11 protein-coding genes are annotated in these 11,746 nt (G+C 60.4%); 4 read left to right on the top strand and 7 right to left on the bottom strand.

Annotated elements, in window-relative coordinates; translation table 11 throughout:
* Window positions 1-68 precede the first annotated feature (68 nt).
* Window positions 69-509: an Lrp/AsnC family transcriptional regulator gene (locus tag HBO41_RS09880; RefSeq protein WP_099549775.1), complete on the bottom strand. Its 441-nt coding sequence runs from the start codon at window positions 507-509 to the stop codon at window positions 69-71.
* A 109-nt stretch (window positions 510-618) separates the two neighbouring features.
* On the opposite strand from HBO41_RS09880, the gene HBO41_RS09885 reads away from it, so the two are divergent.
* Complete coding sequence (locus tag HBO41_RS09885) at window positions 619-1,524, top strand: DMT family transporter (RefSeq protein ID WP_138449487.1); 906 nt, start codon at window positions 619-621, stop codon at window positions 1,522-1,524.
* Here HBO41_RS09885 and HBO41_RS09890 read toward each other — a convergent pair.
* The 3 genes from HBO41_RS09890 to fabF form a co-directional block, all read right to left on the bottom strand.
* On the bottom strand, window positions 1,502-3,481 hold the full coding sequence (locus tag HBO41_RS09890) for a U32 family peptidase (protein WP_169985993.1): 1,980 nt from the start codon (window positions 3,479-3,481) through the stop codon (window positions 1,502-1,504). The genes HBO41_RS09885 and HBO41_RS09890 overlap by 23 nt on opposite strands.
* 195 nt (window positions 3,482-3,676) lie before the next feature.
* On the bottom strand, window positions 3,677-4,057 hold the full coding sequence (locus tag HBO41_RS09895) for a RidA family protein (protein ID WP_017135617.1): 381 nt from the start codon (window positions 4,055-4,057) through the stop codon (window positions 3,677-3,679).
* Window positions 4,058-4,122: 65 nt separating this feature from the next.
* Complete coding sequence (gene fabF, locus HBO41_RS09900; RefSeq protein WP_169985995.1) at window positions 4,123-5,391, bottom strand: beta-ketoacyl-ACP synthase II; 1,269 nt, start codon at window positions 5,389-5,391, stop codon at window positions 4,123-4,125.
* Between the two features lie 106 nt (window positions 5,392-5,497).
* Here fabF and HBO41_RS09905 point away from each other — a divergent pair, with 106 nt between their 5' ends.
* Window positions 5,498-5,974 carry a helix-turn-helix domain-containing protein gene (locus HBO41_RS09905; RefSeq protein WP_169985997.1) on the top strand — a complete coding sequence of 159 codons (477 nt, stop codon included), beginning with the start codon at window positions 5,498-5,500 and terminating at the stop codon, window positions 5,972-5,974.
* Here HBO41_RS09905 and HBO41_RS09910 read toward each other — a convergent pair whose 3' ends face one another.
* Window positions 5,975-7,297: an OprD family porin gene (locus tag HBO41_RS09910; protein WP_169985999.1), complete on the bottom strand. Its 1,323-nt coding sequence runs from the start codon at window positions 7,295-7,297 to the stop codon at window positions 5,975-5,977.
* A 626-nt stretch (window positions 7,298-7,923) separates the two neighbouring features.
* Here HBO41_RS09910 and HBO41_RS09915 point away from each other — a divergent pair.
* Entirely contained in the window at window positions 7,924-8,559 is a 636-nt protein-coding gene (locus HBO41_RS09915) for a hypothetical protein (RefSeq protein ID WP_099549771.1), read from the top strand.
* Between the two features lie 58 nt (window positions 8,560-8,617).
* Here the strand turns inward: HBO41_RS09915 and HBO41_RS09920 are convergent, their stop codons facing one another.
* Complete coding sequence (locus HBO41_RS09920) at window positions 8,618-9,487, bottom strand: oxaloacetate decarboxylase (RefSeq protein ID WP_017135623.1); 870 nt, start codon at window positions 9,485-9,487, stop codon at window positions 8,618-8,620.
* Between the two features lie 280 nt (window positions 9,488-9,767).
* Here HBO41_RS09920 and HBO41_RS09925 point away from each other — a divergent pair, with 280 nt between their 5' ends.
* A complete protein-coding gene (locus HBO41_RS09925; RefSeq protein WP_169986001.1) occupies window positions 9,768-10,709 on the top strand; it encodes a cupin in 942 nt (313 codons plus the stop codon).
* A gap of 137 nt (window positions 10,710-10,846) precedes the next feature.
* On the opposite strand, the gene HBO41_RS09930 is transcribed toward HBO41_RS09925, so the two are convergent.
* Entirely contained in the window at window positions 10,847-11,743 is an 897-nt protein-coding gene (locus HBO41_RS09930; protein WP_169986003.1) for a LysR family transcriptional regulator, read from the bottom strand.
* Window positions 11,744-11,746 lie beyond the last annotated feature (3 nt).

Genomic DNA, 11,746 nt, shown 5'->3' on the forward strand with positions numbered 1-11,746 from the left:
CCCAGCATAAAGATCGGCCAGTGATGACAGAATAGTGATTGCGTCACTGCGTTGGTGACGCAGAATCACTAATCCGCCAAGGGCGGCAAACGGCGTTTTACCGGGGTTTTCTTGACGATGGCTGTGTTGGTTTCGGCATACACGTTAAGGCGGTCGAGCAGGCTGTCGAGTTGGTCCATGGTGCGCACATGCAGGCGCGCGATAAAGCAGTCGTCGCCGGTGACCTTGTCGCACTCGGTGAACTCGGGTATCGCCTGGATCTGGCGCTCCACCTCCTGCAACTTGCCGGGCAGGGGGCGGATACGCACGATGGCTTGCAGCAGGTAGCCGAAGTGTTTGGGGTCAATATCTACCGTGTAGTGGGTGAGCACGCCGCGCTCTTCAAGGCGCCGCAAGCGCTCGCCGACACTGGGCGATGACAGCCCGGTAATGCCCGCCAAGGCCTTGAGCGACAGGCGCGAGTCGTCCATCAAGGCGCTGATCAGTTGCTGGTCGATGGTGTCAATCATGCTGCCTGCCTAATAACAAAAGGTGAATAAAGGGTTTTGCCTTTTTTAGTCGGTGGAGCCGCTGACCAGCAGATTGCCATAATTGCGCCTCACTTGAGGAGCTTTCATCGTGGACACATCTATCCGTCGCGGGTCGTGGGAAATGGTCGCCGCCATGCTGATTTCGGGCACCATCGGCTGGTTTGTATTGGTCTCTGGCGTATCGGTGATCGAGGTGGTGTTCTGGCGCTGCGTGATCGGCGCACTGGCCTTGTTGCTGGTCTGCGCATTGTTGGGTTATCTGCGCCTGGAATTGCTCACCTGGGCCAAGTTCGGCCTGGCGATGCTCAGTGGCGTGGCCATCGTCGGCAACTGGCTGCTGTTGTTCGAATCCTATTCCCACGCCTCAATTGCCATCAGCACGGCGGTCTACAACGTGCAGCCGTTTATGTTGGTGATGCTGGCCGCGGTATTTCTCGGTGAGAAAATCACCGTGCAGAAAATGGCGTGGTTGAGCGTCGCGTTCCTCGGCATGTTGGCGATTGTCACCGCCCATGGTGAGCAGCAAAGCGGTGGCGAGGCTTACCTGGCAGGTATTGCGCTGGCCTTGGGCGCGGCATTTTTGTATGCGATTGCCGCGCTGATCATCAAGCGCCTGAAGGAAGTGCCGCCGCATTTGATGGCGTTGATCCAGGTGACAACCGGCGCACTGTTACTCGCGCCGCTGGTGCCCTGGAACAGCCTGCCGGTGTCAACCAATGCGTGGGCTGCACTGGTGACGCTTGGGGTGGTACACACCGGTTTGATGTACGTGTTGTTGTACGGCGCGATCCAGAAACTGCCCACCGCCATCACCGGGGCACTGTCGTTTATCTATCCGATTGCGGCGATTTTTGTTGACTGGATAGCGTTCGGCCATCGCCTGGGCTGGCTGCAATGGCTGGGCGTGGCCGCAATCCTGCTGGCGGCAGCGGGGTTGCAGCGGGGCTGGTGGTGGCCCCGCGCCCCAAGGGCTAGTGCGTGCCCTGAAAGATGATGTTTTCCGGGTTGAAATGCTCCACCTTACTGCCCGGCTGCGGCAACCCAAGGATATGCCCCTTGATCTTGCCCACCACGTGCATCTCGCATGGCTTGCAGTCGAACTTGAGGGTCAGCACTTCGTCGCCGTGAATCAACTGCATCGGCGCCACCTTGGTTTTCACGCCGGTCACACCCTTGGCCTGTTTAGGGCACAGGTTGAACGAGAAACGCAGGCAGTGCTTGGTGATCATCACCGGCACCTCGCCGGTTTCTTCGTGGGCTTCGAAGGCCGCGTCGATCAGCTTGACGCCGTGACGGTGATAAAAATCACGGGCCTTCTGGTTGTAGACGTTGGCCAGGAACGACAAGTGCGCTTCCGGGTAGACCGGCGGCGGTGAGGTTTCAGCTTTACGCCCACCACGCGGGTGCGCGGCAACGCGTGCGGCAGTCAATGCCTCGATCACTTCACGGCGCAAGGCCTTGAGTTGCGAGTTGGGGATGAAGAACGCCTGCGGCGCATCCAGCTCGATGTGCGTGGCGTGGTATTCGGTGGTGCCGAGTTGGCCGAGCAGATCGCGCAGGGTGTCGAGCGCCTGTTCCGGCTTGTTGGCCACGCCAAACGGACCGGGCAGGGTGACGCTGGCGCTGATGCCTTCTTCGCTGGTGGCGGTGACTTCAAGCTGGTCTTCACGCAGACGTGCCACCCAGGCCAGGCCGATGCGGCGCTCGGCGGAGGTTTTGAGCAGCGCTTGTTGCCAGTTATGGTCGAGGTTGCGGTTCAGCGGATGGTTCGGGCGCAGTTGATGCAATCCGGCCGGCATTTCATTTGGCTCGACGCGGTAGCGATAGCGCTTCTGGCCGTCTTCCTCGAACTCGCCCTTGGCTTCGGCGATGTTGGCACGGAAGCCCACCACTTCACGCTTGATCAGCACATTGAGACCGTCGCCATTGGACAGCGGCTCATGGGTGACCACCTGCAAGTCGCGCTTGCCGGCTTTTTCCACCACACCCACCGGCAGGCCGGTAAAGGTTGGGGTGTCGAAGGCGCCGATGTCGATCTTGCGGTCGCTGACGAAATAGTCGGTGCTGCCACGGTGGAAGGTTTTTTCCGGGTCGGGCAGGAAGAAGTGCGCGGTACGGCCGCTGGAGGCACGGGCCAGGTCCGTGCGGTCTTCGAGCACATCATCAAGGCGCTGGCGGTAATAGGCGGTGATGTTCTTCACATAGCCCATGTCCTTGTAGCGACCTTCGATCTTGAACGAACGCACGCCGGCTTCGACCAGGGCGCGGATGTTGGCGCTCTGGTTATTGTCTTTCATCGACAGCAGGTGCTTTTCAAAGGCCACGACGCGGCCCTGGTCATCTTTCAAGGTGTACGGCAGGCGGCAGGCCTGGGAGCAGTCGCCACGGTTGGCGCTGCGGCCATTTTGTGCGTGGGAGATATTGCACTGCCCGGAGAACGCCACGCACAACGCACCGTGAATGAAGAACTCGATGGCGGCATCGGTCTCGTCGGCGATGGCGCGGATCTCTTGCAGGTTCAGCTCACGGGCCAATACCAACTGCGAGAAACCGGCCTGGTCGAGAAACTTGGCGCGGGCCAGGGTGCGGATATCGGTCTGGGTGCTGGCATGCAGCTCGATGGGCGGAATATCCAGCTCCATCACGCCCAGGTCTTGCACGATCAAGGCATCGACCCCGGCGTCGTAGAGCTGATGGATCAGCTTGCGCGCAGGCTCCAGCTCGTTGTCATGCAGGATGGTGTTGATGGTGGTGAACACGCGGGCGTGGTAACGGCGGGCGAATTCGACCAATTGAGCGATATCGCTCACCTCATTACACGCATTATGGCGTGCGCCGAAGCTTGGGCCGCCGATGTAGATGGCGTCGGCGCCATGCAAGATAGCCTCGCGCGCGATGGCGACATCACGGGCAGGGCTGAGCAATTCCAGGTGGTGCTTGGGCAAGGACATAGTTTTTTTAGTCAGGCTTGTCACGGTTGAGGCGCGCATTGTAGCTGTGAAATGCCTGACCGGCATCTACCGCAGGGCTGTCATGTAGGAACTGGCTTGCCTGCGATGCAGGCAACCCGGTACATCAGGCATACCGAGGTGATGCCATCGCAGGCAAGCCAGCTCCCACAGTGGATGTGTGCTGAGGCTTGGAACTCAGGCTTTGGCGGCCATCGCGGTGACTTCCACACGCATGCCTTCTACCGCCAAAGCCGCCACGCCAACGGCGGCGCGAACAGGCCAGGGCTTGGCGAAAAAGCGTTTGTAGACTTCGTTGAATGCCGCGCGGTCAGCCATGTCGGTGAGATAGATGGTCAGGTGCATCACCCGGTCCATGGAGCTGCCGGCTTTCTCCAGCGCGACCTTCAGCGCTTGCAGGGTGCATTCGCTTTGCAGGGTGATATCGCCCAGTTCCAGGCTGCCGTCGGCGTGCGTCGGGATTTGGGTGGAAACCAGGATGCCATTGAAGCCGATGACGTCGCTGGAGATGGAGTCGGCATCCGGGTCGGGGGTGAAGGACAGGTCGTGGTTGGCCATGGGCGCCTCTTGTTGGCGGTTGCAGAAAGGCGCCCATGGTCCCCGAAATCTACGGCAGGGGCAAACTACACCCAGCGCCGGAACAGCACGCTGGCATTCACCCCGCCAAAACCGAAGCCATTGGACAGCGCGTATTCAATCGGCATGGGCCGCGCCTTACCGCGCACCATGTCCAGGCCGTGCGCCAGCGCATCCGGGTTGTCGAGGTTAAGGGTCATCGGGGCAATCTGATCGCGCAGTGCGAGGACGGTGAAGATCGCTTCAATACCGCCGGCGGCGCCCAACAGGTGGCCGGTGGCGGATTTGGTCGAGCTGATGGCCGGGTGGCCACTGGCGCCGAACACGGTCTTGATGGCTGCCAGTTCGCCCTTGTCACCCACGGGGGTCGACGTTGCATGCGCATTCAAATACTGCACCTGGGACGCCTCGATACCGGCCTGACGCAACGCTTGCGTCATTGCCCGCCGCGCGCCATCGCCGTCTTCCGGGCCTGCGGTCATGTGATAGGCATCGGCGCTGGTGCCATACCCGACCAGTTCGGCGATGGGTTGCGCGCCGCGTGCCAGGGCGTGTTCAAGCGCTTCGATGACCAGGATGCCGGCGCCTTCACCCATCACGAATCCATCACGTGCCTGGTCGAACGGCCGCGAAGCGAGCTCCGGCGTGTCATTGAAGTCGCTGGACAACGCCCGTGCGGCAGCAAACCCAGCAAGGCTGACCCGATGAATCGCCGCTTCCGCGCCACCGCACACCGCCACATCGATTTCCCCGGCGCGGATCATTCGCGCCGCATCGCCAATCGCCTGTACACCCGCCGCGCAGGCGGTCACCGGTGCGCCCAATGGGCCTTTCAAGCCATAGTTGATCGACACATGCCCGGCGGCCATGTTGCTCAGAAACGATGGAATGGTAAACGGCGACAACCGCCGTGGGCCTTTGCTGTCGGTGGTGCGCACCGCCTCGGCAATCGCCGGGAAACCGCCGACGCCGGAGGCAATGATGGTGGCTGTGCGTTCCTGCTCTTGCGGCGTTTCTGGCGCCCAACCGGCTTGCTTCAGGGCTTCATCCGCAGCGGCCAGGGCGAACAGGATAAAACGGTCCATCTTGCGCTGTTCCTTGGCGGCCAGCAGTCGATCGGGATCAAACCCGGCTTCGGGGTCTTGCAGCACAGTTTGCACCTGGCCACCGATGCTGACGGCCAGGTCGCCGATCAATTCTTCGGGCAGGCGACGAATGCCCGATTGCCCGTTCAACAAGCGCTGCCAGGTGGATTCCACACTCGACCCCAGCGGCGTCAGCGCGCCCATGCCTGTCACGACGATACGTTTACTCATGATCAATCGACTCCTGTTGCTTGAGGGATACACAGCTGTGGACGTCACTATCATGATGAAAGTAACATGGCGTCACACACTTTTGCACCCGCAGCCAGGAACGTCCATGCAACGCAAATCCCTTATCAGCGACGAATGCCCCATCGCCCGCAGTCTTGAACGGGTAGGGGAGTGGTGGAGCATGTTGATCATGCGTGACGCGCTGCACGGCTTGCGGCGTTTTGATGAGTTCTCGCGCAGCCTGGGCATCGCGCCGAACATGCTGACGCGCCGCCTGAATGGTTTGGTGGAGGCCGGCATGCTTGAGCGCCGCGCCTACAGCGAGCGGCCGCCACGTTACGAATACGTGCCGACAGCCAAGGGCGAGGACTTTCGTATGGTGCTGATGGCATTGGTGGCGTGGGGCAATCGGCATTACGCCGAAGAAGGCCGCAGCGTGGAGGTGGTGGAGCGCGAGACCGGCCAGTTGCTGGAGCCGATGATGGCGACCGCCGAAGGCTCGGTAGTGGGGTGGGATCGCTGCGTGGTGCAGGCCGGTCCAGCCGCCAGCGCAGGGATGCGCGAGCGGCTGAGCCTGGAGTGATTACAACAGAGTAAACGGATAGTCGACGATCACCCGCAGCTCATTCAACTTGCCATCGCGTTGGTCGGCGTTGGATGAAACCATGGCGTCACGCACACGAAACGACAGGTTCTTCGCCGGGCCGCTTTGCAGTACGTATTTGGCTTCCACATCGGTCTCGTGGTGGTCGCCGTCGGCGCCATAGTCGCCGGCGTAGGCACTGTTGGTCGGGGTGTGGGTGCCGTTGATGTCCGAGCCGTTGACGTAGCGGGTCATGAAGCTCAGGCCCGGTACGCCGTAGCTGGCCATGTTCAGGTCATAACGAATGCCCCACGACTGTTCGCCCGGCCCGTTGAAGTCGCCCCACTGGATCGAGTTGGCCAGGAACACCGAGTCGCCGCCTTCGCCCGCGCCATTGTTGCCGGTGCCGATGTAGTCGAACGGCGTGTCGCCGTGGACTTTCTGGAACGACAGCGTCAGGGTATGCGCCGTCAGGAACGAGTAGGCCGCCGCCACCGAGTAGGTGGTGTTGTTGATGGGCCCGGCCTTGGCGCTGCCGGTGTCGAGGGTGCGGTACAGGTTGCCGTCCAGCGCGAGTGACTGGTCATGCCCCAGTGGGATCACGTAGTTGAGGTTGGTGTAGTACTGGCGCCAGATGTCTTCCAGCTCGCCCGCATACAGGGTTGCACTCAACGATGGCGTAAAGGTGTATTTGCCGCCGACAAAACTTGCGCTGTTGGCCGCCACGTTGGCGTAGGTCGCGTAGATATCGTGGTCATGGTTGCTGGTCATGCCGCTGTTGGTGCTGGTGAAGTGCCCGGCTTCCAGGTCCAGGCCTGCGATTTCGCTGCTGGTCAGGTCAAACCCGGTGGCGGTCTGCGGCAGAATGCGCGTGCCGCCGGTGGCGAATACCGGCGCGGTGGGTTGCATGTCACCGAATTTAAGCTGGGTCTTGGAAACCTTGATCTTTACCGCAGCGCCCACAGAGCCATAGCCATTTTCCGGGTCGCCATTGCGGTTGGTCGGCAACTCGCCAGTGCCGGCGTCGGCATGGGTGGCGTCCAGTTTCATCGCGCCGTAGGCGTAGGCATCCACGCCAAAACCGATGGTGCCCTGGGTAAAGCCCGAGGCGTAGTTGAGCATCGCGCCTTGGGTCCAGTCGCGGTTGTCGGCCTTGCCACTTTGGCGGTCGCGGTCGAAGTAATAGTTGCGCAATAACCCGGTAATGCTGCTGCCGTCGATAAAACCTTTGGAATCGGCCTGGTCGCTGACTGACTCGGCGAGGGCCGCTTGGCTGATACTGGCGCACACCGCCAGCGTTAACAGGCACCACTGTTTGATCATGTTGTTAGTTCCCCAGAATAATTAACGCGTGCACAGAAACACCGCATGCTTGGATTGCGCTTAAGGTTGTATGGCAGATGTTTCAGGTGAGCGTAATGCTGTTTTTATTGTGCTCGACGTGGTTGTCGAAGCTGATTTTTATCATATTTTTCGAGGGCTGCAGCGGTGCCGAGGATTAAACTCGATTAATTAAACTTCACCTCTTTTAATGTCCCATGGGTGTAGCGTTGACAGGGTCTTAGCCGCTCTGCTTCGACAAAACCTTTGGTTTGCCGCCGCAGGCTCTGTGGCGGATTTTTTTAGCTGATATCAATAAATATATATCCATGTTGATACTTCTAAGTCGCCATCAGTAGTGGCGATATGCTTGCGCGCGCCTAATTATTTGTTTGTGCACTTACGCTCCAATAATCCTTCCCAGAGTGGCGTGAAAGACACACTGCGAGAAGGTGGACGTGGGAAATCCCAACGCCAATTACTGACGCAAGGCGCAACACCATCACTGTGGCGAGGGAGCAAGCTCCCTCGCCACAGTGGTTGCCTGTTTTACTTGGGTTGCAGTTGCGGCGCAGAACCCATGCCCTATCATGGCGCCCATCATCCTCTCTGAAAGGACCAGAGGCCTCATGAAAAAAGCGTCATGTATCCTGCTCGCTACCGTTTTATTGGGGCTTAGTGCCTCAGCGCTGGCGGCCGAAGGTTTTATTGGCACCGGCATCAATACAGGGAACGGTTATGAGCCGGACGGCCACGGCGGCCTTAGAGGTACCGGGGGAAACCTGGGCGGTGACTACGCGCTGCAAGAAGATGGATCACTCAGGGGCACCGGTAAAAATATCGGCAAAGGCTATATTCCCGCCGATGACGGTGGCCTCAAGGGCATCGGCTACAACAATGGCCGCGGGTTCAGCCCGGACGGCTCGGGCGGCTATAAGGGCACAGGTTTTAACACGGGTGAGGATTACCGGTCTGACGGCAAAGGCTATTTCCGTGGCGACGGCAAGGCCTCAGGCGCCAGCTGGCGCTCCGATGGCAACGGCGGGTATGAGGGCACCGGCGAGTACCGCAAGCGTGGGTACAAGTCCGATGGTCGGGGCGGCTATGTAGGCACCGGCAAGAACGAGGGCAGGGGGCTTGAGTCCGATGGTCGCGGTGGCTTTATCGGCACCGGCTTGAATGCGGGGGGCGGCTGGGAACCGGATGGAGACGGCGGCTACAAAGGCACGGGTAATAATCGCGGGGAACGCTGGAGGATTGATTGAAGCAGCCCTCACCGTGAGTATCCGGTGCTGATTGCAACAATCAGCACCGTTGCGGCAATTACTCTTTAACGTCCATGAACTCTTCAGCCCACGCCACATAGCTTTCCGGCAACGTGTAGGTATGGGTCAGCTCCGTAGCGCTGAGGTTGGACGTGCTGCTGGTCAGTTTGCGCTGGGCGCGCAGGCTGTCGTAAGTGGCCTTGATCGACGCAAAGTAGGCGCCGTGGCCGGCCACCACGATGCGCACGCCCAGGGCCGCCAGACGCTCACTGTCATTGAGCTGCGGGTTGCCGTAGGTCACCAGCATCAACGGCACCGTCAGGTTGGCGGCGATCTGCTCAAGGTGGTCGAAGTCTTTGACGCCAACCATGCAGATGCCGTCGGCGCCGGCTTTCTCATAGGCCTTGGTGCGTGCGATCACATCTTCGGTCGGCAGCACACCGGCGTTGGTGCGCGCGATGATCGACAGTTCAGGGTCGACACGCGCTTCAAGCGCCGCCTTCACTTTGCCGATCCCTTCTTCGACGGAAATCAGGTCGGTGGATTTGCGCCCGAACTGCGCCGGCAACAGCGTGTCTTCAATGGTCAGCGCGGCCACACCGGCACGCTCAAGCTCTTCGACGGTGCGCATCACGTTCAAAGCGTTGCCGTAACCGTGGTCGGCGTCGGCAATAAACGGCAGTTGGGCGACGCGGCCGATGCGGGTGGCCTGTTCAACGAACTCACTCAGTGTGATCAACGCAAAATCGGGGGCTGCAAGTACCTGCAACGAGGCGACCGAACCACCGAGGATACCGACTTCAAAGCCCAGGTCGGCGGCGATGCGCGCGGACATGGGGTCGAAGACGGAGGCGGTTTCAACGCAGATTTGTTTTGCAAGCAGTTCACGGAAGTTGCGGCGCAACGCTGAGTGAGAAATCTTTGGCATGTTCTTTCCTGGCTTTGGTCATCGTCATGTGACGATCAATGTCTATTCGTGGTGGCGCCAAGATTACCACGCAGAGGAACCTGGGATTATGACGTTTGAGCATGAGACAGGCGCCGAACACATGGATCATCGGTTCACGCTCAGGCGCTGGACAGGCCGATTGCACCGTCGCGGGGCAAAGCCGCCCCATCCTGCACAACTGCTGTGCCGGCGGAGTGCTTAATCCCCGCAAGCGCAATGCCTATAGTGGATTCAAACCCGCCCAAGCCTGAGGTGAACCATGAACAGCGAGTTCAAACCCGACCTGACCGATACAGTGCCAAACGAGCAAGTGGACGCCGAGTACTTCGAGTACAGCAAGGCGGCCAACCCGATCAGCGCCAACCTGATTACCCGGATTCCCTACCACAGCTTCCCGGCCTCGCTCTACGACAGCGGCGCCTCGCGGGTGGTCGCGCTGGACCTCAGCCAAGCGCTGGGCTGTGAAGGCCCGGCGACCGGGCCAGGGTTGTGCGCAAATTTTATCCGGTTGAACGCCGGTGACGCCCTGGACCTGCACCCCAATGCGACCTCACAGGTGTTTTATGTCATCGCAGGCGAAGGCCGCGTGGTGCAGGGCGAACATGAGATCCAATGGTCCAGCGGTTGCTTTATCGCGCTGCCTGGCCTGCAGCCCGCGCGTTTCAGCGCTTCACAGGATGCACGCCTGTACTACGTGCATGATGAACCGCTGTTGCGCTACCTGGGCGTGACCCGCAGCACTGATCGCTTCGTGCCGACGTTGTATCCCGCCGCGCTGGCCAACCAGAAGCTGCGGGAAGCAGCGGATGACCCCCGCGCCCAGGACCGCAGCCGCATCAGCATTTTGCTGGGCAACCGCAATTTTCCCCAGACCCGAACCGTCACGCATGTGCTCTGGGCCATGTACGGCATTCTGCCGGCGGGCTCGATCCAGAAGCCGCACCGGCACCAGTCGATTGCGCTGGACTTCATTATCGACTGCCCCAAGGGCTGTTACTCATTGGTGGGCACTGAGCTGGACGCTGATGGCCAGATCCGTAATCCGGTGCGGGTGGACTGGTCGCCGGGGCTGGCGTTCGTGACACCGCCGGGTTACTGGCATGCGCACTTCAATGAGTCAGACACCGAGGCATTCCTGATCCCTATCCAGGACGCCGGGCTGCAAACCTACCTGCGGGCGCTGGATATCCGCTTCAGCTGACAGTATTCGGTCAAAATGTGGGAGCTGGCTTGCCTGCGATTGCATCAACTCGGTATGCCTGATGTACCGAGTTGCTTGCATCGCAGGCAAGCCAGCTCCCACAGGTTTTGCTTTAGTACGAGCCGCTCAGGTCGGTCTTATTTCCAATAGGGCGTTTCACCCAGCTGCTCGACGACAAAGTCGATAAAACAGCGCACCTTGGACGACACGATCCGCTTGGGCGGGTAGACAAACCACACCGCAAACGCCTGTTCAGCCCCCAGAATGCTCCAGTGCGGCAACCAGACCTGCAACTCACCCGCCTCAACGCTTTTGCTCACCAGCCAATCAGGCAGCAAGGCAAAGCCCAGGCCTTGGCGTGCAGCGAGCAACTGCGCGTCCAGGTCGTTGATGCGGATACAGTCGCCGTATACCAGCGGCAGGACTTCACCACCGGCCTCGAAGGCAACATCATGCGCGCTCAGGATGGCCGGCAGGCCGGCCAGGTCTGCCGGTGTCGCTGGGGCCGCGTATTGCTCACAAAACCCCGGGCTGGCCACCAGCAGGTACTTTCCCGCGCAGATCTTGCGCGCCTTGAGCGTGGAGTCGGGCAGGGCGCCAATCCGAATGGCCAGGTCAACGCCTGCATGAATCAGGTTGACTTGGGCGTTATCCAGCACCAATTCCAGCTTGATTTGCGGGTAGCGCACCAGGAACACGTTCAAGACCGGCAGGATATGGTGCCGGGCAAACGCCGGAGGCAAATTGAGCTTGAGCACCCCACGGGGTTGCTGGTTGAGCGCCGAGGTCGCCGCCTTGGCTTGCTCCAGCTCATCCAGCACACGGCGGGCGTGCAGCAGAAACGTCTGGCCGCCTTCGGTCAGGTGCAGCGTGCGTGTCGAGCGGTTGAACAGGGCGATGCCCAAGTCCTGCTCAAGATCCTTCACATAGCGCGAGACGGTAGAGGCCTTGATGCCCAGTCGCTCAGCCGCCCGGGAGAAATTATTGCCTTCGGCGGCCTCGACAAAGGCGGTTAGCGCAGCGAAATAATCCAAGTG

This window comes from Pseudomonas sp. WS 5146 (assembly GCF_012985495.1).
Taxonomy (GTDB): domain Bacteria; phylum Pseudomonadota; class Gammaproteobacteria; order Pseudomonadales; family Pseudomonadaceae; genus Aquipseudomonas; species Aquipseudomonas edaphica.